Consider the following 25,353-nt stretch of genomic DNA (forward strand, 5'->3'; position numbering starts at 1 on the left):
GTGTACGGATTCATGATGCCACTTATTTGTGCTTGAAAAGGCAGAACTTACACTGATTATTATGCTGTCTAAAACGAAGAAAGTTATTACAACTCCTCCTCCCGTGCTTTGTAGTGTAGCTTCTTGCAAACTATTTTACAGCACAGTGTAGAGAGTTGGAACACTTTCATTACTATTTGTGCCGCCAGCCGAAGGCGGCGGAATGGAGATTATTATGGAAAACCATGCACTTTGCAAACTGGGAATTGATATCGGTTCCACAACCGTTAAAGTTGCGGTTCTTGATGAAAACGACCAGCTTTTATTTTCGGATTATGAAAGGCATTTTGCCAATATCCGTGAAACATTAGCAGACCTGGTTCAAAAAGCTTATGATAAACTTGGCGAACTTTCGGTTGCACCTATGATTACCGGTTCCGGCGGTCTTACACTTGCCAAACACCTTGATGTACCATTTGTGCAGGAGGTTATCTCCGTTTCTACTGCATTGCAGCATTACGCACCTCAGACCGATGTTGCCATCGAGCTTGGCGGTGAGGATGCAAAAATCATCTACTTTGAGGGTGGAAACGTCGAACAGCGTATGAACGGTATCTGTGCCGGCGGTACAGGTTCTTTTATTGACCAGATGGCATCCTTAATTCAGACGGATGCTACTGGCTTAAATGAATATGCCAAAAATTACAAAGCAATCTATCCAATCGCTGCGCGTTGTGGTGTTTTTGCCAAAACAGATATCCAGCCATTAATCAATGAGGGAGCAACAAGGGAAGACTTGTCTGCATCTATTTTCCAGGCTGTAGTAAACCAGACCATCAGCGGTCTTGCCTGTGGTAAACCAATCCGTGGACATGTCGCTTTCTTAGGTGGACCACTTCACTTTTTATCTGAACTTAAAGCTGCTTTTATCCGCACCTTAAATCTGGATGACAAACATGCCATCACACCGGATAATTCCCACCTTTTTGCAGCAATTGGTTCTGCTTTAAATTATAAAGAAGATCACACGACAACCTTAGAGACCCTGCTTTCCAAATTATCACAGGATATCCACATGGAATTTGAGGTAGCACGTCTTGATCCACTTTTTGAAAATGAAAAAGACTATGCTGAATTTACAAATCGTCATGCGGGTCATAATGTTGCAACCGGCGATTTATCTACATATGAAGGAAACTGTTATCTTGGTATTGATGCCGGTTCTACTACAACCAAGATTGCATTAGTCGGAGAAGATGGTTCTTTGCTTTATTCCTTCTACAGCAACAACAATGGAAGCCCGCTTGCAACTGCAATCCGTTCCATTCAGGAAATCTATGCAAAACTGCCGGAAAAGGCTCACATTGTTCACTCCTGCTCAACCGGTTACGGAGAGGCACTGTTAAAAGCTGCACTTCAGCTTGATGACGGCGAAGTAGAGACAGTTGCACATTTTTACGCTGCAGCTTTCTTTGATCCTGATGTTGACTGTATCCTTGATATCGGTGGACAGGATATGAAATGTATCAAGATTAAAAACCAGACCGTAGACAGCGTTCAGTTAAATGAAGCCTGCTCTTCTGGTTGTGGTTCCTTTATCGAAACTTTTGCAAAATCCTTAAATTATTCCGTACAGGACTTCGCAAAAGAAGCTTTGTTTGCCAAACACCCGATTGACCTTGGAACACGTTGTACCGTATTTATGAACTCCAAAGTAAAACAGGCGCAAAAAGAAGGTGCTTCCGTTGCCGATATTTCAGCCGGACTTGCCTACTCTGTTATCAAGAACGCTTTGTTTAAGGTTATCAAGCTTTCCGATCCAAGCGAACTTGGTAAAAACATTGTCGTTCAGGGTGGTACATTCTACAACGATGCAGTTCTTCGAAGCTTTGAAAAAATCTCCGGATGTGAATGTGTACGCCCGGATATTGCCGGTATCATGGGTGCTTTCGGTGCCGCTTTGATTGCAAGAGAACGCCACGAAGCCGGATATCAGACTTCCATGCTTAGCATCGACGAAATCAATGCCCTTACCTTTGACACCAAACTTACCAGATGTCAGGGATGTACCAACCACTGTCTGTTGACCATCAACCGTTTCTCCGGAAACCGTCAGTATATTACCGGAAACCGTTGTGAGCGAGGCATTGGAAAAGAAAAGAATAAAGACAATATTCCAAACCTTTTTGAATACAAAAACAAACGTTTATTTGACTACAAACCACTGACTGCTGAGGAAGCTACCCGTGGAACCGTCGGAATCCCAAGAGTTTTAAATATGTATGAGAACTACCCATTCTGGGCAACTTTCTTTAAAAAGCTTGGTTTCCAGGTTGTGCTCTCTCCACAGTCCACCCGTAAGATTTACGAGCTCGGTATCGATTCCATTCCAAGTGAATCCGAATGTTACCCGGCAAAATTAGCACACGGACATGTTTCCTGGCTGATTCACCAGAATGTGGACTTCATTTTCTATCCATGTGTTCCATATGAGAGAAATGAATTCCCGGATTCAAACAACCACTACAACTGCCCAATCGTTACCTCTTACGCAGAGAACATCAAAAATAACGTGGATGAAATCACTTCCGGACAGATGCGTTTTCTAAACCCATTCATGTCCTTTGCAAGTGAAGAAACACTTTCTTCCCAGCTTGTTAAAACTTTCACAAAAGAGTTTGCCATCCCAGAATCTGAGATTCGTGATGCCGTATCGGAAGCATGGAAAGAACTTGCTGTTGTCCGCATGGAGATGAGACAAAAAGGAGAAGAGGTTTTAGCTTACTTAGAGAAAACCGGAAAAAGAGGAATTGTCCTCGCCGGACGTCCTTACCACGTTGACCCGGAAATCAACCATGGTATTCCAGAACTGATTAATTCTTACGGTCTCGCTGTTTTAACGGAGGATTCCGTCTCTCACCTTCACCAGGTAGAGCGTCCTCTTATCGTCATGGATCAGTGGATGTACCACTCCAGACTTTACGCTGCAGCAAACTTTGTAAAGACCAGAGACGACTTAGACCTGATTCAGCTGAACTCCTTTGGATGTGGTCTTGACGCTGTTACAACTGACTGTGTAAATGATATTCTGTCAAAATCAGGAAAGATTTATACCTGCTTAAAGATTGATGAGGTAAACAACCTTGGTGCAGCCAGAATCCGTGTTCGTTCCCTTCTCGCTGCCATTCGCGTCAGAGAAAAGAAACAGACCAAGCGCACCATTGTACCTGCAAATTACAACCGTGTTGTCTTTACTGAGGAAATGCGTAAAAACTACACCATCCTATGTCCACAGATGTCCCCAATTCATTTTGAATTGTTAGAGCCTGCTTTCCAGGCTGCCGGCTACAATCTGGTTGTACCAGACGTACCGGCCCGTACCTGTGTTGATGTCGGATTGAAATATGTAAACAACGACGCCTGCTACCCTTCCTTAATTGTAGTTGGTCAGTTGATGAGTGCTGTCATGTCTGGAAAATATGACATGAGCAAAACCGCCATCTTAATTTCACAGACTGGTGGTGGATGTCGTGCAAGTAACTACATCGGTTTTATCCGCCGTGCCTTAGAAAAAGCCGGCCACCCGGATGTTCCGGTTATCTCCATCAACTTAAGCGGTCTGGAGAAAAACCCAGGATTTAAGCTGACACCTGCTTTGATTCAGCATGGTCTTTACGCCTTAGAGTTCGGCGATATTTTCATGCGCTGTCTCTACCGTGTACGTCCTTATGAAGCAACGCCAGGTTCTGCAAATGCCCTGCATGAGAAATGGAAAAAAGAAGTCATCGCTTTTGTGACACAGGATAAGATTCTTTCCCATAAGAAATTCAAAAAAATGTGCCGTGAAATCATTGAGGACTTTGACAATCTTCCAATGCTGGATGTGAAGAAACCTCGTGTCGGCGTCGTCGGAGAAATTTTAGTAAAATTCCTCCCTGCTGCAAACAACTACTTAGTAGACTTATTAGAGTCCGAGGGAGCAGAGGCTGTCGTACCGGATTTAACAGACTTCTTACTCTACTGCTTCTATAACACCGGATTTAAAGCCGACAACCTTGGTATGAGCAAAAAATCTAAATTTGTTGGTCAGATGGGTATCAATTTCTTTGAATGGCTCCGAAAACCTGCAAGAAAAGCATTTGAAAAGAGTAAACATTTCGATGCACCTGCCCATATTGAAAATCTGGCCACTTATGCAAAAGACATTGTATCCATCGGAAACCAGACCGGTGAAGGCTGGTTCTTAACCGGAGAAATGTTAGAGCTTATTCATACCGGAACAAGCAACATCATTTGTACACAGCCATTTGGCTGTCTTCCAAACCATGTCGTAGGAAAAGGTGTCATCAAAGAACTTCGCCACCGTTACCCGCTTTCAAACATCGTAGCCATCGACTATGATCCGGGTGCAAGTGAAGTAAACCAGTTGAACCGTATTAAATTAATGCTTTCCACTGCAAATAAAAATCTTGCAAAAGAGAACTAATTCTTTAACGAATTCGTTATCCAACCTGGAATTTTTCCAGTTAACTGCAAAATGCCAGAACCAACATATTAGTTGTCGGTTCTGGCATTTTTGCTTTATCATCGTATGTTCTTTTGTTATAACATCTTAGCGTGCTTTTCTTGTTCTTCTTACTGCTACCGCAAGAATTACTGCTGCCCCGCAAAGAAGTAAGAGATATCCTGCAACAGGAGTGTTATCCCCTGTATCTACGGTCTTTACCTGTGCACCGTTTGTCTTGCTGACTGCAACCACATAATCAGATGCATGTGTAAAGGAATAGGTTACCATACCATTCTCATCTACGGTATCCGTCTGCATATACTCTAAGGCTCCTTTGGTTGGATTGTAGTAATATAAGTTACCATACAAGCCTGCACCTTTCACACCGACAGGAATGGACAACTCAAATGTACCGCCAAGTTCTCCTTCATAATCTAATGAGAACTGCATCTCGTATGAAATTCCGTCATCTTTTATTGTTTTTAATACACTGTCTGGAATCTTTGTTGTATTCAACGTAACGCCAAGGTCAATTTCCTTTGCATCCGTAATTTTTGTACCGTTTACTTTCCATACAGCACCATTTTCAAGACGAAACTCTACGGTAACGTTCTTGCCTTTCAATGCTTCAAAGACACGTGCCGGAATCACTTCCTCGGATGCACTGACATTTGCAGATATGGCTGCCCCATCTGCGGCACCGGAAATCTGACCGATTAAAACATCTGACAAACCTGCTGCCTGGACATTACCGTCTGTTGCAGGCGTATTTTTATTGTCATCCGTGTTCTTATCATCATCTTTTTTTGCATCGTCATCTTTTTTCGCATCATCGTCTTTCTTTGTATCTGTCCAGCTTGGTGTGACAGATACTTCTTCCGACTTTCCGCTTTGCTCTAACGCAGCATCCGCATTGTAAAGTTCCTTTACCTCTGTTCGGATGGCAGCCTCCTTACCATTTGCAGCATCTGTTGCAAGAAACGTAAGTGTCATGACATCTCCACCCTTCTTGCTTCCATTTACATTTGCAAATGCATAGGAAACGCCTTCCTCATAATCCGTATTTACGTCCTCTGCTTCCCATGTATCCGCTGTTTCTACTGTCTTTAATGTCAACAAATCCTTGTCATAAGAAACAACAACACGTCCACTTGTAATCTCTGTTCCGGCTTCTGCTGCCACCTCAACGGTAACAATCTTTCCATCTGCATCTGCCTTTGTCGAAATTACAGCTTCATCCGCCATGGCCGGCACTGTGCCAGCCAATAGCGTAAAAGAAAACAGAAGTCCACATAAAATTTTATTCAAATGTTTCATTTATCTGATTTTCCTTTCTATTTTCCCTGAACCGGACGATCCAATGCCGGTACACTGTCTACGAGAGTTCCCTGTTCCAGACTTGTATTTGTCATTTTTCCAAGAACACTCTCTGTCACGGAAGTCTGGCTCGTCTGATTCCACTGATACAATCCGGCAACCGGCCATACACCATCCGGGAATTTTCCTAACTCGTAGGTGAGAACGGTATCATCCTGATCGTCTCCATTAGAAATATCCTTAATTGCATACAAGGTTGTTTTTTTACTTCCATCATACATTGCCCAGAACAGATAATCTGCCTCTGAATCATAGTAAAGGGAATTGTAATACCAATTGCCATTGGTGCTGACACCGGTATTTCCTACTTTTACAAAAATGGGTTCTAAACCAACTACATATGCAAACTGGTATAAATTACCCGCATCCGATACTGCATAAAAGATATCCATCAGATGTGTCTCATCATACTGTGTTGTACCTGCATACGCAACGCCGACAAGATATTCCTCGCCAAGTTTGGAAGCAAAGTTCAAATTGCCAAGGCTTTCACCTGATGCTGCGTCAATCACCTGAACATATGGTCCATAGGTCGCATAAAGAAGACCTGTGGATGAACTGTATGCCATGTCGGTACACCACTGTGTATTATTCAACTTTGTTGCACTGTATCCATTTGCAGGATCAATCATATAAATGTCAGACTTCTGTGAAGTATCATACGTTGCTGCAAATAACTTATCGCCAACCTGTGCAGCTGACATATATTTGTAGCTCTGCTCTTCTGAAATCTTGTTGTAAGATGAAGTATCAGAACTGTTGAAAGAAGACCAGTATACAGCGCCCTCTTCATCCCAGACAATACCGTTTAACCCAACGGATAACGTTTCTACCGTCACATTACACTCTGCCTTCAATGGTGTTCCATCTGCACCGTTTGCCACTGTTGTTGCTGTAATCACTGCTGTTCCATCACCGTTTGCTGTCACAACACCATTTGCATCTACCGTTGCAACTGCTTCGTTCGAAGAACTCCAGGTTACAGAATCATCTAAAACGTATTCTGGTCCAACGGTTGCTGTCAGCTGCGCTGTGCCACCTTTTAGCATACTAAGTGTGGTCTGATCTAAGGTAATACTATCTGCCTGATTCGTATCTTCATTTCCACTGTTGTTGATACGATAGGTTGTGTAGTTTCCTGCATAATCATATACTTTTGCATAGAATACACCGCTTGGAACATCGATGGACACAGTTGTCTTTGCACCGATTTTTTCCTGGTTCATATCGTAAGAGCCACATACTGTCTTTTTATCACTCTTATAAAGTTTTACCGTTGCTACATAGCGGTTATCGGAAACGGTAAATGCCATCTTTCCATCATCGCTATTCTCCACCTTTTCAACCTTAGGTGCTGTGTTATCAATTGTCATCGGAACGGTATAACTTAATCCTTTTCCGGTTAAATCCTCTAATGCAACACCGTCGTAATAAGATGGAACTGCGGTTACCGTAATATTTACTTTTGTTCCTTCCGCAAGTGGTTTTCCAGCTGCGTCTGTTCCCTTCCAGTCAAGAGCTGTGCTTGCAAGCGTATTTTGCCAGCTCGACTCATTTGCATAGTAGAATGCTGCTGTACCTTCACCACTCTCTTTGGTCAGATATACTTCCCCTGTCTCTGCATTTGAAACAGTTGCAACCACACGTGCTGCATTACGGATTAACGTATAGTAAGCACTTGCAATGCTGTCTCCTGATTCAGAAGAGAATGCATTGCGGTCTGCGATATATGCCGCATCTCCTGTTGTTGAGAACATATTTGAGGTATAGTAATACTTTTTATTGCTTCCTGCATAGGTGTAAGTCAGATAATTTGTCTTTTCCACCTGTGTATAAGTTGCTTCTGTCTCTCCATTATTTGCTGCCTCTAGGAAATCGTATGGCTCATACATGGAAGAGTCACCCCAGTTTCCATAGAATGCAAGCATTGGAACAGAAAGGTCTACCTTGCCTTTCATATAGATAAATCCATCAACATACATACCATTTTCAAAGCTGTTTTCCAAGTATGCCTTATCTTCTGCTGATAATGTAACTTTTACTGTTACATCCGTGCGGTCTTTTACCGCAATTACTTTCTGGCTAAAATCTACAGATGGCTTATCTGCTTTTACTTCTTTTAAGAAATGGTAAACATCCGCTGTATTGACTGTACCATCTCCATTGAAGTCAAATGCATCCTGATAAAAAGATACCACGGAAAGTGTCTTTCCGTTGACGTGTGCTAACAGTGCTTTCGCATCTTTTTCATCCACTTTTCCATCTTTGTTTAAATCATATAAATAGTTCTGTTCTTTGGAACTGATTGTTACAGTCGGATTCAGTTTATGGGAAGTTCCTCCAATAAATGCATCCTCTAAAAGTTCTTCCGTCATAATAGAACTATCCGCTGTGTAGTACTGTGTCTCGTCGGATAAGTTATACATACTGAACGAGAAATTGTAAACACCAGTTCTATCCGGGTCATCCCCTAATTCAGCTTTTACTTTTCCGTCATTTCCTTCTTTGTCTCCTACCAGAATGTAAACTGGAGATGTCGTAGCCTTTTCTACATTTGCAAGTCCTGCACCCTGACTTCTTGGGGAATATTCTTCTCCATCGGATTCCGTCAGAGGAATTGCGGTACTCATCAACAGAGACTGTGATAAGGTACGCACACTAAGACCTGTTTTTGTGGCAAGATTGTTCTCCTTGATGTACTGTGCCATCAATGCACTCATACCGGCTACACTTGGTGCTGCCATGGAAGTACCACTCATCAATCCATACTGTCCATCATCTAAAGTAGAGTAAATATTTCCACCCGGTGCCGTAATTTCCGGTTTTAATGCAAGGCTGTCCGGAACTCCGACGGATGAGAAATCACTCATCAAATATCCATCTGCTGCATTATAGTTTGTCGTTACTTTTGCTGATACTAAAACTTTTCCGGTGTATGCCTTTGTGCTCTCATCGTAAGATGCACCTTTCGCAATTGTCTGTGCATCTGCCTGTGTAATGGATGCGCAAGGAATTGTCGCCGTAGAGCCGGAAAGGCTCATGCCGATGGTGCCTGATGTATTATTATAGATAAGTACGCCGATTGCACCTGCTTTCTCTGCATTCATATGTTTATCCGAAAAACTGATGGTACCTCGGCTGACAAGCACAATTTTTCCTTTTACATCAACGTTTGCATAGTCTGATTCCTCACCATAACCTGTGAGCAGCACATAATCATACTCTGTTCCACTCGCATCCGACGAAGTATCCAATGTTGTAAATGCTTTGTTTGATGCGCTAGAGCCATCATCATAATAAGAATCATATGCACCGTCAAATTTTGCACTGTGTCCGGTATAACCTGAGTTTACAGCACTTGCAACGGTAAATGCATTGGTATAGGAACCAGGGGAACCTACGGTGTCAAGATTGACATCACTTGCTAAGTTACCGCCATAATAGCTGTCGTCTGACCATCTTCCGGAGTTACCGGCAGAAATGCTTACTACGGTATCAGACCCCTGCAATTTATCAAAAATCTCATTGACATAGGCTTCACTGTCTGTGGAGTTACCGGCGCTCGAAGAACCGAGACTTAAGTTGATGGCATCTGCTTTTAAAAGAATGGCATCCTCAATGGCAGCCATATAATCATCGGTATAAGCGCCACCTTTTGTACCAAATACTTTCATGGTAATCAACTGTGCTTCCGGTGCAACACCGACAACACCTGATTCCTGTGCGGCATATCCGTCTGCTGTTGGAACATAACGGTTTGCGCAGGCAATACCGGATACATGTGTACCATGATCCCCCTGTGTATCATTGTCGTGTGTAACATCGAGATTCTCATCTACATAGTTAAATGCATATGCAATCTTATCACTCAAAAAAAGATCATCCGCTGTTAAGCCGCTATACATAGACGTGGCATTTAACTTTGGAAGAACCTGTGCGATCTCATCTTTATTTAACAACTGATATGCGTCGACGGTTGTTCCCTCTTCTTTTGCTGTCTCTGCTAACGCATAATCGAATGCAGCGCCGTCGAACGATGGATGATCAGCATCGATACCGGTATCGATAACTGCGATTCTCTGACCTGCTCCTGTATATCCAGCTTCCCATGTATGGTAGCTTCCAATCATGGTGCCTGCTGTAATGGTATTTGGATTTGCAGTCTCCATCACATCATATTTTGGTGTAATGTAAACATTCGAAACCCCTTCTACCTCCTTGATGCTCTCAATATCACCATATTTTACGGTTGCAGCAACCGCATTGGTCAAAATGGTAAAATTGTAACGAACATCTAATTCTTCACCATCTAAGGCTTCTTCTGAAATCTGGTCTACTACCTGATTCTGTTCTTTTTCCACTTTGTCAGAATATGCCATTGCCTTGGAATTGTCTGCAAGATCTGATGTAGAATAACCCTTATCTACCACTGCATCCTCATCCATGACAATCATAACTCTGACTTCATCTTCATCCTCATATTCGGTCTCCGGCTCTGTTGCTTCTTCCGCCGAAACCGCTGTGTCTGACATATCGTCATCCACTTTTTCCAAGACAGGTTCCTCTGTATCTGTCTGACCTGTGGTGCTGGCAAATGCTGTACTTGTCATTTGCACCGTCATACACAGAATCAGAAACAGAGATGCCAATCCCTTTTTCCAGTTATGATTTTTCATACCTTCAAGTTTTCCTCCTCTTTTCTTTTATCTATAAAAAAGTGTCTTCGACACTCTCAACTCCCCTAGCCCCTCATTCATGAGGGGTAGGGGTTTTCTTATCTCCTTCTTTATTGTAAAATTCTATTATGAATATATTACAATCCATCTTTACCGATTATTATGAACACATCATTTACCAACTCCATCCTCGTCCTGCTGTCATTGAAAATGTCAACAAGATGATTCATTGTGGTGACTCTTCTCACGGTGGTGCCATGTATGGCTGTCCTCACTGCGGAAATCTTAAATTTGTTCCCTTTCGCTGTAAAAGCCGTTTTTGCCCTTCCTGTGGAAACAAATACAACCAGCTTCGTTCTTTTCAGATGTCCTGCAAGCTCGTTTCCTGTGTTCACCGCCATTGTGTTTTCACCATCCCAGAGGAACTCCGCATTTATTTTCTCAAAGACAGGTCTCTCTTAAATTGCTTATTTCATTCTGTCCGTGACGTTGTCCTTCGTATGTTTTCCAAAATGAATAAAACTGAAAACTTTACTCCCGGATTTATCTGTGTTCTTCACACCTTTGGGCGTGACTTAAAATGGAATCCCCATATCCATGCCCTCATCTCTGAAGGCGGTGCTGGCAACATCACTCCCTGGCGTCCTGTCAAACACTTTGATTACAACTTTCTTCGTAATGCCTTCCGCAAAGTGCTGCTTGAACAGCTCTCCTTCCGTATTGGTCCCACCTTTCGTAAAGTTAAAAATGAAATGTACACAAAACACTCCAATGGTTTTTATGTTCGTGCAAAGCCAAATCTCTGCACTCCTGATATTACCATTAAATACATCAGCCGATACCTCGGCAGGCCTGTTATCGCCACATCACGTATTGATTATTATGACGGCGAAAATGTAACCTTTCATTACACCAGACACGAAGACAACAAAACAGTTACTGAAACCATCCCTGCTTTGAACTTCATCCAAAAACTAATTGTACACATCCCCGAAAAACATTTCAAAATGCTTCGCTACTATGGGATATATGCCAAACATCATAAACAGGAAAAGAATCTCCGTAAATGTATTTCTGCTGAAAAACAACATTTCCTGCGTTCTATCCAGGACTGGCGGCACTCCATTCTTCTCTCTTTCGGATACGACCCTCTCTGCTGTTCCGAATGTGGCACTTCTATGTTGGTTTTAGAAGTTTACCACAAAAAAACTGCACTATTTGAACAATATCGAAAGGTTATGGGATATGGATAACTCCATGCTCATAGTAATTCTTTCTCCATAGTCAGATAGTGCAGCTGTCCTAAACCAAAACAAAAAACTTCATAAACAACGTCATGGCGAATCCACCATTCGCTCTTTTGTCATGTCATTTTTTATTTCAAGTTCATTATACACTATTTCTGACTGTTTGAGAAATTTCCTATAAAGTAATAAAAGACGAAGAAGCCTGCTCCACTCAGACCACTTCGTCCCTTACTACCATCTTTTTTTCTGTTGCATATATACAATCAGTACGATAACACATATCACTACAATTGTTATTGCCAGGATTGTCATTCTATTACTTCCAGTGAAATTTTTTTGTACATCCAGAGTACTTTCTGTACTGCTCTCTGTTGTCATCTCGTACTCTGTCACTGTCTCTTCCGTCATGACTGTCCCGGACTCACTGTTTCCTACTTCTATGCTTTCACTTTCTTCTGGTGTATCTTTGGGCAAAGCGTCTGTTGTCAGTTCTGCTTCTTCCATCGCTGTAATTGATTTTACTTCCGGCAGCTTTGCCGCCTGGTCGTACTGCTCCTTTTTCAGGATTACAACAACCGCATTCCCTCCGGTATCTTCCCGCTCGATTTTTAGATCGTCACCATCCGATACTTCCTGTCGAATCAGCTTTATCCCATCTTCTATGGAAATGGAATCCGAAAAAACCAAATAACTATGTATCTCACTTTTCTGTTCGGAAATCTTCTCTGTTGTCTCGATTACTTCATTGCGTGATTCTGCGGCACTGCTGTTTCCGCTCTCCACCTCTTCAAATCGAATCTGATTTGCCATTCCGTCAGCCCCTAACCTATTCAATGCGTATACCGGTATACATTTATTACCAGATGCAACATATTCTAGCACACCTGTTTTAAAGTTTCAATACTTTACTTCTTTAAATTGAATATTCGTTTAAAGTGTTATTGGAATAGCACGGTAACTTTTTACCGATTCATCTTATAACCACACTTTGGGCACACATTTCCTCCTTTATAGGTATATCCGCAGCGGAAACAGCAGATGGTCTCATGCTTTTCTTTTGCAAGATAGGTAACATTTCTAGATTCCGGTTTTTCCTGCAAATACGCGATAAAATCCGAAAGAATCTTTGCCCACTTTGTCATCTCAGAAGTCTCTACCGCATATGGAATCTTTGTCTTGGTTCCATCGTGCTGTTCTACCGTAATTCCTCTTCCAAGCAGACCTGTATTTGCTTTTACACTGCGGATGGTCTGAATCGGAATTCCATACGCATTCAAAATGGTACTGTAAAACAGATGCTCCGGGGTTAAAATGATTCCCTCTTTTCCGCTCTCATTCCTTGACGTATCTACCACTAAAATCGGGTATTCGAATGGTTTCCTTTTCGTTGCATAAGTTCCAAGTGCATAATCAATGACCTGCATTTCCTCCTCGGTCGCCTCTTTTAAGAGGACTTTTCTTGCCGGATAAAAATGATGTCTTGGATTTTCCTTAATTTTCCCATCCATGGCGTCTTTTAACTTAGAAACTAAAAGCTCACATTCATCTGCCTTAATCTTTGTTAAACGTTTCACAAGCATTTCGAGTGCATCCACCTTTAATTCTGGCAGATATGCCCCCTGTGAAATCTTTTCATACGCTTTTGCTGCCGCATCAAAATCCATATGAGAAATATCCTTGCAAATCCCGGCAATCTCATCGGCATCCTTTTCCTTGATGCGCTCCCTGATTTTCTCGATGAAAGGCGCTGCATTTTCCGGTAAAAAGTCTCCCTCCTGAATTTTCTTTAGCAAATCAACATAATCTTCCCTGGAGATTTTTCTGGCACGCTTTACAAGATTTCCAAGCTCCTGTGTCTCAATTCCTTCTCTCCTTTGCTGAAGCTCCTTTTGATACGGTGTCATATCGACATCCTCATATTCCTTTAGCTTATCCACATATCTTTGATAACCTTTTCGGTCAAGATTTTGTGGCATCTGCTCCATTAGCTGCCTTACTTCTTTTTCACCTTTTTCGCGTAAAAGAAGCTTAATTCTATCTAGTAAAGATTCCTTGAACTCCTTTGGAACTTCTGCTCCTTTTATCTCATCAGCCACCCGTTTTAACTGTACATATCCATAGTTTTCCGCCGCATCCGCTCTTTTTTCCAATTCCTGCATGCGCCCCTGCTGCTCTTTTTCCTGTACTTTGGTAAGCATGGTTTTCTTTTGTACATCATCAAACAACGGCTCATTTTTTATCTGAAGTATCAGTTCCTGGCGCTGGCGTGGCGATAAACGCTCCCAGAGATTCATCCTGGTCTCATAATTTTCCTTTTTCTCTTTGGCTGCCTTTTTTCTGCGCTCTAATATCCGAACATCCTCTGGCACCGCCTGTGTGCTGCCAGACAGGTGTTCCTTCTGATATGCTATCTTTTCTTCGCCTTCATAATCAGGCGTCCTCTGCGAAGTTACAACACTTCCTGCACCCCGGCGCTGTGCCATCCTGCCTGTTTCACGCTGCTTTGGACCCAGCTGCCCGGATTGTTTTTCTCCTGGCATCTGTTCTTTTGTATCATATTTGTTCTTTTTCTGACGTTTCTTCGTCTGCTCCTTAATCTTTTCTTCCTGTTTTTGAATCAGCTCATGTGGGAAAAATCCTTCCTCAATCCGCGCCTTTAATCTGGAGAATTCCAAATCCGGTAACTTCTCCAACCGCTCACAAAGATCCGCTAGTTCCTCTTTGGCAGACTCACTTCCCTGCTCTTTTGTACTCTGTACCGGCTTTGCATTGCGGTCTTTTACGAACTCATTAAAGTGATAGTTAGACGTATTTTCCCCTCTTTCCCCAAGCAGTTCCAGATAATCCTCGTAAGCTTTTCGGTCAGACAAAAACGGCATTTCGTAGCATGCGCCCTCCGCTAAAAGTTTCTTTGGCCGCGGGGTGTAAAAACAATTGCAATGGTCACATGCATAGGCTCTTGCTAAATAGACTTTTCCCTCTTCGGTATCCACAAGAAGCTCCTTGCCCTCCGGGAACACGACCATATGCATTTTTTGTTTGCACTTTGGACAAAGATAGCCAACCAGGTAAAAATTATGTCCAAGACGCTCCTTCCGTCGTTCCGCAAGGGTTGTCTCCACCTTTTGAAAAGAAGTATCTAACTTTTTCCAAATCAGCTTGTGCCAAAGTCCTTGCTTTTCTTCCTCTGCAAGTTCCGGCTCCTGTGCCGGTTTTTGCTGTACCTCAAGCATTGCCTGTACAACATCCTCAAAAGTCAGGCGGATTCCTTCCTTGTAGAAGCGGAATTTTTCTCTGGAAAACGCCGGCTCTACATAGATTTCCTCTAATATTTTGGCAAACAACTGGTCTAATTTTGCATAATCCTGATCCACGCGGAGTCCTTTTATCATGCCCCATTTTCCAAATGCATAAAGCGTCATATTAAGCACATTTTGCACCTTCGGATATAAAACCAGCTCAATGACTTCTTCCTGATTGACGGGAATGTCTATGATATTTGTCGCGACCTTTTTATTTTCGAAATGAAAAAAGAGAGAACGCACTTCTCCCTGTAAAATCAGGTAATCCTCTAAGACTGCAATCAGTCCCGTCCACTTCACGTTCTCTCCCATTGTTTCAATTACTTTTTCAAATGTCTGTTTTGTTTCTGTGTTTGCATTCAGTAAAATCAAAAGAAACACCTCATCTTTCCTGTGTTTATGATACTTTCTTTTCCTCCTTGCATCCTGCTAAAATTGCAAGATAGAGGAAAAAGAGTGGCAATGTAATCGGTTGTAAAATACTGAAAATATCCTGTATAGCATATGCGACAACCGGTATCAACAATGCCTTTTTTGCATCTGACATCTCGCGCTTTATTCCCTTTGCTACGGCAGAAATCAAAACACCAAGGTAGGAAACACAGCCAAAAATTCCGATTGTCGTCAGATAGTGAAGGTACACATTGTGTGCATTGTCAAAATAGTATTCCAAATCATATATCATTTCTTTTGCATGATAGGTAAACAGTTCCAGGACCACACTTCCCTGTCCGGCACCGAATAACTTCTGAAAAAGCGGGGCATCCAGAAAAATCTGGAAAAGCCAGGTCCATACATATCCTCTTTGCGTTCCCCACTCCTTACTGAAACGGAAATATCCGTCCAATCTACCTATATTTGTAGTTCTGTCAATCGCAGAAAAATAAACAAATGCACCAAGAATTGTAACGACCACAACAACTGTCACAACAGCTGCAAACACATGTAGTACCCGGTAACATTTTTCCGATTGTAAAAGGAAACGGCATATCAGCCACAGGCATACAATCACTCCTATGAAAAAGAGACATAATTTTACATTCATTGCATATCTTCCCATACTTGAAACCGGTCTTGCGCTATGACACGCAGCATAAATTCTGCCAAAAAGAAGTGCTGTGACGCCTTCCACTGCTAAGCTCTCTAAGAACCTAAGACACGACGCCTTTTCTTTTATCATCAAAAGCAAAAGAAGGCCTGCTGCCACAGCAAATCCCAAATAGGTTGCATCCGTATTTGAGATTAAAACACCAATCGTTCCAATTCCACAGCTGATACCGTAAAATACTTTTTCCAGGAAGCCAGGCAGTTTTTCGTTCTGTTTTCCTTGCATTGGTCTGCAATAATTGTAAATTGCAACCGGAACCACCAGCGTTAAATATTGTCCATATACCCCCGTGTTGCCAAACGTCGAGAGGTAATTGTTAATTTTATCCGTCTTTAAATTTGTCAGTATTCCAAACGAATCTGCGCCCAAAAACTGTATCATTGCAAAAAGAATTACAACATCTGCCGCAAGCGTCATCCAAAAGAACAGTTTTTTGGACAGTACAATCTCTTTTTTTGCTACCACATAAAGTAAGAGCAAAAGGAACATAAAATAAAGACCAATATGCCCGTCTGTACTGCCGGTAAATGCCACGTTTTTCTTTTTTGCAAATAAAAATGATACAACTACGGATGTAAGGAAAACAATCATCCATTTATCTGTCGCACTAAAACTTTTCCAGATTTCGTTTGCTTTTCTTGGATGAAAGCCCTTTTCTTGCACTACACGCCCGGAATAGCCGCTTAATATGACATAAAACGAAATACAGATTGTAGTAACCGCAAACAAACAATATTTTGTCGCCGTCACATTATAATATCCGTTTGTCATCACGAAGGGATAAATCCCCATTAATATCAAAAATAAAATCGTACCAGCCCGTTTTCTTTTGTCACTCATCTTATGCCCTCTTTCTACATCTGATTCACGATGTTTTGTACCTCTTGTGTGCCGTTTGTTCCAATCACATAAATAAGAAGAACCAGCAGCAGAAATCCTATCGCAATCCCAATCCCAATTCCTATCACCTGTGCCGTTATGATGTTATCCTGCTCTTTTTTCTTTTTTTTGCTAATCTTATTTGCCATGAGTTACTGCCTCCTGTCTCCAACGTACTTTCACATCGTCCGAATCCAAGTAACACAACCACGATTCCCATACAGGTAATCATCTGGATTCCAACCAATGCCATTGTCATATAAGCGAAAATTGCAAACGCAATTGCGGTAAATTCCGCATCCTCTTTTCCTTTTTGCATGCATTTTCTAATAGAAAGAAAAATCCAGCCAACATACGCACCCAGTCCAATGATTCCATGTGTCAAAAGCAGCTGCAGATATTCATTGTGTGCATTGTCAAAATAAGAGCCGTAATCCGTCAAAAAGCTTTCCGTACAAATCTGCTGATAAATCTGATATGTGGTATCCGGTCCCGTTCCAAACAGCTTCTGGAAAAGTGGCAGTCCATTATAATAATCCACCGTTTTTAGCCAGATATAACCTCTGTAATTTCCCCACTCCCGGGTAATGTGAAGTTTTTCCAAAAGGGAGGATGCATGAATTGCGCCTTTATTGCTATTTACAACTACAAACATCATTACAATAAGTAATAACACGAGTGCAAGCAGTACTTCTAAAATCCGCTTTCCAATCCGCAACACTCTTTTTAACTGCGCACGTTTTTGTTTTCTGTCCTCTCTTTTTGGACTCTGTCTTTGTCTGGTTCCCATTCCATATAAGATTGCTCCAAGCACAACCAAAAGTGCTGCTCCCAGTGTTACCGCAAGCCCAATTCCTGCAATTTTGCCCTCCAGCATTATTTGGCTGACTCCATCCACTGGTTTTGCCCCGCCGATTTGCTTTTGCAAGACCCGCATCATAAGCGACATTGCAAAAAAAGCAACCAGCAATCCATCATATTCCAAAAACATTCTGACATTTTGAATCAGAATCCAGCCAAACAGGAAAAAGACAATCACTCCAAGAAATGCCCCGTCCGCACTGTTGGTTAATACCGCGCACATTGTAACTACACTTGTAATTATATGTAGCGTTTTCTCCTGCCATTTTTTTGCCATAAGAAAACCAGTCGCTGCAAATGCAAACATCATCCCTGCATAGACGCCAAACACGTCAATATGCCCAATCGTGGAAGAAAAATAGGTCTGCTGCTCTTCCACAAGATCCCAGAAAAAATGAAGTGGGTCCGCGCCAAAATGATTCAAGATGCCGATTCCACAGATAAAAATAGCGGCAAGCTCCATCGCATACAGGCTCCAGCGGTATAACTTTCCATTCTCCACAATCAGAAATATGGCGAGTGCATAAATTAAATAAATCAAAAGTCCGTTTCTTCTTCCGCACTCCCCGGTAAAAGCTTCCATTCCATACTCTGAAAACCGCACGCTGATTCCCCCGGCAAGTAGAAACAAAAGTGCCAGGCAATCCATACCATTCCACTTTGCAAAAAATATCTTTTTCCGGTTTATCACATTACACGTCAGATTGCATACCAAAAAGATGCCACCAAATAATAAGGTCGCATGCTCCATAAACTGGAATTTTGCCAGCGTCAGTGCAAAATAGCCCTGCTTTGTGTATAGTGGCAGCACACACAAGATTAAGATTGTATAAAAGAAAACTGCCTTATCCTGTATCCAGGAAAAAATCTGCGTCACCTTTTTCCCTGCCTTACTTAACTTTTCCTTGTCAAATCCGTGGAAAAGTTGAAGTATTTTACTTTTGTAAGTTTCCATTGTTGTATCCTTGTTATCGTGTATTGTAAGTATCACAATTCTTTCTATGCTTTATTATAGTTATTTTTTGTTTCTACGACAAGATGTTTCTCCATTCCCCAGTTTATAAAGATTTTAGAATTCCCGAACCCCCTGCCATTTCCACCGCTCCCGCTTTTTGTTAGCACTCATTTTAAAAGAGTGCTAATTTTTTATTGACTTTTTGTCATGGAGGTACTAATATGGAATTTATCAGGAAAAACAATAAAAAGATTTCTTTGTGGCATTCGCGCAAAGAAAAAATTACCATATTGAACTAAAGGAGTGTTGTATTATGTCAAACAAACATGGAAGTCTTTCAATCGATAGCGATAACCTGTTTCCAATTATCAAGAAATGGTTATATTCCGATCACGATATCTTCTACCGTGAGTTGATTTCAAACGGATGCGATGCTATCACAAAATTAGAAAAATTAGAGATGATGGGAGAATACCAGTTCCCTGCAGATTACAAAAAGAAAATTGAGGTCATCGTAAACCCAGAAGAAAAAACCTTAAAATTCATCGATAACGGTCTTGGTATGACAGCAGATGAAGTGGAAGAATATATTTGTCAGATTGCATTTTCCGGTGCAACCGACTTCATCGAGAAGTACAAAGATAAAGCAAATGACGATCAGATTATCGGTCATTTCGGACTTGGTTTCTACTCTGCATTCATGGTAGCAGACCGTGTTACCATCGATACCCTTTCTTATAAAGAAGGTTCTACACCAGTTCACTGGACCTGCGATGGCGGTACCGATTATGACATCGAAGATGGTACAAAGACCACAATTGGTACAGAGATTACTTTATATTTAAACGAAGACTGTGTAGAATTTGCAAATGAATATCGCGCAAAAGAAGTCATTCAGAAGTACTGCTCTTTCATGCCAACTCCAATCTTCTTAAGCAAGGCAAATGCGGAAACAGAATATGAAACCATCGACGCTGCCGATAAATTGGATACCGATACTGTTGTGGAAGAGATTCACGAAGAAGCCAAAACAGAAGAAAAAGAAAATGAAAACGGTAAAAAAGAAGTCGTTGAAGTATCTCCAGCAAAGGATAAATTAAAGATTGTAAAACGTCCGGTTGCCTTGAACGATACCAACCCACTTTGGACCAAGAATCCGAACGATTGTACCGATGAAGAATACAAAGAATTCTACCGCAAGGTATTCTTAGATTACAAAGAGCCATTGTTCTGGATTCATCTGAACATGGACTACCCATTTAACTTAAAAGGTATTCTTTACTTCCCTAAGATTAATACCGAGTACGATTCCATCGAAGGAACCATCAAATTATACAACAATCAGGTCTTTATCGCAGACAACATTAAGGAAGTCATCCCAGAGTTCTTAATGCTCTTAAAAGGTGTCATCGACTGCCCTGACCTTCCATTAAATGTTTCCAGAAGTGCTCTGCAGAACGATGGATTCGTGAAAAAGATTTCCGATTACATCACCAAGAAAGTTGCAGATAAACTGATTGGAATGTGCAAAACAGATAAAGAATCTTATGAAAAATACTGGGATGACATCAGCCCATTCATCAAATTTGGCTGCTTAAAAGACACCAAATTCTGTGATAAGATGAATGACTACATCCTATTCAAAAACTTAGATGACAAATACCTTACGCTTCCAGAACTTCTTGTAAAAGAAGAGGAAAAAGCGAACACGGAGGAAAATGACAGCAATGATTCTACAGCTAAAGACGCTAGTGACAGCGCTTCATCAGATCATTCTGATTCTGACAGCACTGCTTCTGATACAGAAGAAAAAGATGAAAGAAAAGTCATCTACTATGTAACCGATAAAGTTCAGCAGGGACAATACATCAAACTCTTCAAAGAGCAGAACATGGATGCGGTTATCTTAGACCACAACATCGATACCTCCTTCATTTCCCAGTTAGAGCAGAGAAATGAAAACTACAAATTCATGCGTATTGATGCTGACCTGACCGAATCTTTGAAAGAAGAGACAAATGCAGAAGATTTAAAAGCCGAAACAGATACCTTGACAGAGACTTTCCGTAAAGCTTTAAACAACGATAAATTAGTTGTAAAAGTAGAGAAATTAAAGAACGAAGGCATCTCCTCTATCATTACACTTTCCGAAGAAGGAAGACGTATGCAGGATATGATGAAGATGTATGCCATGAACGGAATGGGTGGTTTTGATCCATCTATGTTCGGTGGCGACCAGACTCTTACCTTAAATGCAAATAACAAACTTGTTCAGTACATCTTTGAGCACAAAGATTCCGAGCATGTTCCAATGTTCTGCGAACAGCTCTACGATTTAGCTGTCTTAACCAACCAGCCATTATCCGTAGATGCTATGAGCAAATTCGTTGCAAGAAGTAATGAAATCATGATGTTGCTTGCAAAATAAAAACAAATATTTTTAGCCCAGCTATTTTAACAGGACGGACAAAAAGATTTTCCTTTTCTTTTTGCCGTCCTGTTTTTCTACTGCTCTTTTGATTTTTCCCAAAATATCTTCTCCCATTTTACTTTTCGAAAATATGTTCGTTTTTTTCAACTTTTGTCTTGTATCTTCCTATTAAAAAGTATAGAATAGAATCATTACTGTTACAGAAAGATATGGTGACTTCTATGCAATTTATATCAACGTATTTGAAAAAACACAGACTACAATATTTTCTTGGAATATTAGCACTCTTTGCCGTCGACTTTGCCAATATTTTCATTCCAAAGCTGACCGGAACCATCACGGATGGGCTGACCGCTCATAACCTTGACTGGAACGGCATAAAAATGCTTTTGCTTTACATTCTTATCCTGGGACTTCTTTTAGCAGTCGGTCGTTTCCTATGGCGTTATTTTTTGTTTGGCGCCTCCCGCTCCATCGAAAAAGAACTTCGAAACGACATGTTTGCCCACCTTGAAAAAATGAGCGTCGAATATTACAACGAACACAAAACCGGTGACCTTATGACACGTTTTACCAGTGACTTAAACAACATCCGTATGTCAATTGGTCCCGCCATCATCTGTGTGTTTGATGCCTCCGTTATGACGATTATGGTCATTGGTCAGATGATGTACTATGTCAATGTAAAACTGACCTTACTTACCATGATTCCGATGATTTTGATTCTGCTTGGAGAAATCTATTATGGAAAAATCATCCGCTCCCGTTTCCTTGACCGTCAGGAAGCCGTGTCTAACTTAACCGATTACGTTCAGGAAAGTTTTTCCGGTATCCGCGTAATCAAAGCATTTGTACGGGAGCGTGCACAGCTTCGCGCTTTTACCAAAGAAAATCAAAACACGATGGAGAAAAACCTTTCCATTGCAAAATTACAGTCTATTGTCATCCCTCTTTTGGATGTCATCATCGGTCTTTCCAGCTTAATCACGTTGATTTACGGTGGTTACCTTGCCTTAATTGGTGATATCACACTCGGCCGGTTTGTCGCCTTTAACCAGTACATCAATATGTTGGTCTGGCCTATGTTAGCCTGCGGAGATGCCGTCAATATGTTTTCACAAGGCTCTGCCTCCATCCGCCGTATTCAGGATGTCATGGAAGAAAAACCGGAAATCTTTGACGATGCGGATACCAAAGATGTGGAGAAAATCAAAGGTTCCATCACATTTTCCCATCTAACTTTCCTGCATCATGGGCAAACGGAACCTACTTTAAAAGATATCAACCTTCACATCGATGCCGGCACCACGCTTGCGATTGTCGGCCGTACCGGGAACGGAAAATCTACCCTGGTCAACCTTTTATTGCATCTATACAACGCAAAACCTGGCATGATTTTTATCGATGGAAAAGACATTAACACCATCCCGCTTAAAACACTGCGCACCAGCATCGGATATGTTCCGCAGGACAACTTTTTGTTTTCCGATACCTTAAAATCCAATATCGCTTTCGGTGTCGAAGATGAGGATATGGAAGCAATCACCAAAGCGACGACAGCCGCCTGCATTCATGAAAACATTGTGGCTTTCCCGGATGGCTACGAAACCATTGTCGGCGAGCGCGGTGTCACCTTATCCGGCGGACAAAAGCAGCGCAGCTCTATCGCCCGCGCCCTGATGAAGGATGCACCAATTTTGATTTTAGACGATGCACTCTCCGCAGTCGATACAGACACAGAGGAACACATCTTAACGAACCTTAAGAAAAACCGTGCCGGAAAAACAACGATTTTAATTGCACACCGGATTTCCACCATTCAGAATGCCGATGTCATTATGGTGTTAGAGGACGGAATGGCAAAAGAAATCGGAAACCATGAATCCTTAATGAAACAAAACGGAATTTACAAAGACATGTTTTTAAAACAGCAGTTAGAGGCCGCTAACGGCGAAGCCGTTGCAAACTTAGAAAAGGAGGTGTAACCATGAAGCGATTACTTTCTTACTTAAAACCACATAAATGGGCCATGACCACCGCTACCGTCCTGGTTTTGTTTATTATCGTGGTCGAGCTTTACCGCCCTATTATCATCGGAAATGCAATCGACCGCTACATCAACGGTTACTACACTCCTTACGCCGTGACAACCGAGGATGGCAGTCATGCCATTGCCTACGATGACACTTACTTAACCAGAGATTTTTCCGACGACTACGATGGTCCTTTTTATCAGATTTTACTTTATAATAACCAGTATTACATGGCAAAAAATCTGACGAAAGAAGAAGTCCAGACTCTCTCCGATGCAACTACAAATGAAATTGAATCTTATGTAACCTCCAATGCAACGCTTTTAACCAGGGAAGATTTAAAAAATCTGCGCCGCTTTGACTTCACCGGTATCTTAGCCGCCGCAGGCCTGTACCTTGCCTTGCTTTTGATAGGTTTTCTTCTCAATGCGCTCGACACCTGGATGCTGCAAAAAATGGGGCAGCAGATTATTTATCAGATGCGTGAAGATGTTTTTTCCCACATTCACAGCCTCTCCCTTAGCTTTTTCAACAATACACCGGTTGGGAAGCTGGTGACACGTGTCTCAAACGACACAGAGGCGGTAAACGAGCTTTTTAGTTCTATTCTGGTAAAACTCTTCAAGAACATTGTAAAAATCGTCGGATACGCCGTTGTAATGCTTTCTATCAATATCCGGATGGCACTCATCTCTTTTGCCTTATTGCCGGTTGTGACATTACTCACGTTCTATTTCCGTGCGATGTCAAGAAAAGCCTACCAGATTACCAGAAATAAGATTACAGACCTTAATACGTTTTTGTCCGAGCACATTTCCGGCATGAAGCTTATTCAGGTCTTTGCAAAAGAGGAAGAAAAATATCAGCAGTTCGAGCAAAAATCCGAGGAGTTATACCGTGCGAACTGGCGTGAAGTTATGACTTTTGCCATTTTCCGCCCATCGATTTACTTCCTATCCGTCATTGCCATGGTTCTTGTCATCGGAACCGGAAGTTCCTCTGTGTTAAAAGGAACGCTCTCTCTTGGAACCTTATTTGTATTCATTACTTATATCAGTTCCTTTTTCGAGCCGATTCAAGAACTTGCGGAGCAGTTTGGTACCTTACAGTCCTCTCTCGCTTCCGCGGAGAAAATTTTCTCTGTTTTGGATGAAAAGCCATCGATTGTAAAACCTGCCCATCCGGTTGATGTTTCCATCAAAGGCCGCATCGAGTTCCGTCATGTATGGTTTGCCTATGAAAAAGACGACTACATCTTAAAGGATATCAGCTTTGTCATCGAACCCGGCCAAAAGATTGCCTTTGTCGGTGCTACCGGCGCAGGAAAATCTTCTATTTTAAACCTGATTGGACGCTATTATGACATCCAGAAGGGTGAAATCTTAATCGACGGCGTCAATATCAAAGAGATTGACACCGATGTGTTAAGACGTGCCATCGGCCAGGTACAACAGGATGTCTTTCTTTTCACCGGAGATATCAAGAGCAATATCTCCCTTGATAATGAAAACATTTCCCTCGAGGACGTGAAGCGTGCGGCAAAAATTGTCAACGCAGATTCCTTTATTGAAAAAATGCCCGGCACTTACGACGCACCTGTGACGGAGCGGGGAAGCACCTTATCCGCCGGTCAAAGACAGCTTTTATCTTTTGCAAGGACCTTAGCGTATGACCCTTCCATTCTGGTGTTAGACGAGGCTACCGCAAACATTGATACCGAAACCGAATCCCTGATTACCAATGCCCTCTCCAAACTGATGGAGGGACGTACTACCATCATGGTTGCCCACCGCCTTTCAACCATCCAGCATGCAGATAAAATTATCGTCATGCATCACGGTAAAATCAAGGAAAGCGGTTCTCACCAGGAACTTCTTGCCCAGAACGGTCTTTATAAAAAATTATACGATCTGCAGTTGGTGGAAGCCTGATTGAACCGTTGGTTCTGGCGTGATTCCATCTACGAATACTTTTTCAATAGAAAAAGCGCAGCAAATT

At 41.8% G+C, this 25,353-nt stretch carries 12 protein-coding genes; 5 read left to right on the forward strand and 7 right to left on the reverse strand.

Annotated elements, in window-relative coordinates:
* The first annotated feature begins 214 nt into the window (after positions 1-214).
* Complete coding sequence (locus BIV16_RS08085) at positions 215-4,465, forward strand: acyl-CoA dehydratase activase-related protein (RefSeq protein WP_075681568.1); 4,251 nt, start codon at positions 215-217, stop codon at positions 4,463-4,465.
* A 126-nt stretch (positions 4,466-4,591) separates the two neighbouring features.
* Here the strand turns inward: BIV16_RS08085 and BIV16_RS08090 are convergent, their stop codons facing one another.
* On the reverse strand, positions 4,592-5,803 hold the full coding sequence (locus tag BIV16_RS08090; RefSeq protein ID WP_075681570.1) for a cohesin domain-containing protein: 1,212 nt from the start codon (positions 5,801-5,803) through the stop codon (positions 4,592-4,594).
* A gap of 17 nt (positions 5,804-5,820) precedes the next feature.
* A complete protein-coding gene (locus BIV16_RS08095) occupies positions 5,821-10,539 on the reverse strand; it encodes a S8 family serine peptidase (RefSeq protein ID WP_075681572.1) in 4,719 nt (1,572 codons plus the stop codon).
* Positions 10,540-10,667: 128 nt separating this feature from the next.
* On the opposite strand from BIV16_RS08095, the gene BIV16_RS08105 reads away from it, so the two are divergent.
* Positions 10,668-11,792 (forward strand): IS91 family transposase, encoded by a 1,125-nt coding sequence (locus BIV16_RS08105; protein ID WP_075679811.1) that lies wholly within the window; start codon positions 10,668-10,670, stop codon positions 11,790-11,792.
* Between the two features lie 225 nt (positions 11,793-12,017).
* Here the strand turns inward: BIV16_RS08105 and BIV16_RS08110 are convergent, their stop codons facing one another.
* From BIV16_RS08110 to BIV16_RS08130, 5 genes are all read right to left on the reverse strand, one after another.
* A complete protein-coding gene (locus BIV16_RS08110) occupies positions 12,018-12,596 on the reverse strand; it encodes a hypothetical protein (RefSeq protein WP_075681574.1) in 579 nt (192 codons plus the stop codon).
* A gap of 152 nt (positions 12,597-12,748) precedes the next feature.
* Positions 12,749-15,460: a hypothetical protein gene (locus tag BIV16_RS08115; RefSeq protein WP_075681664.1), complete on the reverse strand. Its 2,712-nt coding sequence runs from the start codon at positions 15,458-15,460 to the stop codon at positions 12,749-12,751.
* A gap of 25 nt (positions 15,461-15,485) precedes the next feature.
* Complete coding sequence (locus BIV16_RS08120) at positions 15,486-17,036, reverse strand: O-antigen ligase family protein (RefSeq protein WP_075681576.1); 1,551 nt, start codon at positions 17,034-17,036, stop codon at positions 15,486-15,488.
* A 14-nt stretch (positions 17,037-17,050) separates the two neighbouring features.
* On the reverse strand, positions 17,051-17,224 hold the full coding sequence (locus tag BIV16_RS08125) for a hypothetical protein (RefSeq protein ID WP_159435951.1): 174 nt from the start codon (positions 17,222-17,224) through the stop codon (positions 17,051-17,053).
* On the reverse strand, positions 17,173-18,891 hold the full coding sequence (locus tag BIV16_RS08130) for an O-antigen ligase family protein (RefSeq protein WP_075681578.1): 1,719 nt from the start codon (positions 18,889-18,891) through the stop codon (positions 17,173-17,175). Before BIV16_RS08130 ends, BIV16_RS08125 begins: the two co-directional genes overlap by 52 nt.
* A 313-nt stretch (positions 18,892-19,204) precedes the next feature.
* Between BIV16_RS08130 and htpG the strand changes: the two genes are divergently transcribed.
* The 3 genes from htpG (at position 19,205) to BIV16_RS08145 (ending at position 25,286) form a co-directional block, all read left to right on the forward strand.
* Positions 19,205-21,319: a molecular chaperone HtpG gene (htpG, locus tag BIV16_RS08135; RefSeq protein WP_075681580.1), complete on the forward strand. Its 2,115-nt coding sequence runs from the start codon at positions 19,205-19,207 to the stop codon at positions 21,317-21,319.
* Positions 21,320-21,543: 224 nt separating this feature from the next.
* Positions 21,544-23,307, forward strand: a complete 1,764-nt coding sequence (locus tag BIV16_RS08140) for an ABC transporter ATP-binding protein (RefSeq protein WP_075681582.1) — start codon at positions 21,544-21,546, stop codon at positions 23,305-23,307.
* Positions 23,308-23,309: 2 nt separating this feature from the next.
* The gene (locus tag BIV16_RS08145; RefSeq protein ID WP_075681583.1) at positions 23,310-25,286 is read left to right on the forward strand and encodes an ABC transporter ATP-binding protein; all 1,977 of its coding nucleotides are present in this window, start codon (positions 23,310-23,312) and stop codon (positions 25,284-25,286) included.
* The last annotated feature ends 67 nt before the right edge of the window (positions 25,287-25,353 follow it).

This window comes from Roseburia sp. 831b (assembly GCF_001940165.2).
Taxonomy (GTDB): Bacteria; Bacillota; Clostridia; order Lachnospirales; family Lachnospiraceae; genus Roseburia.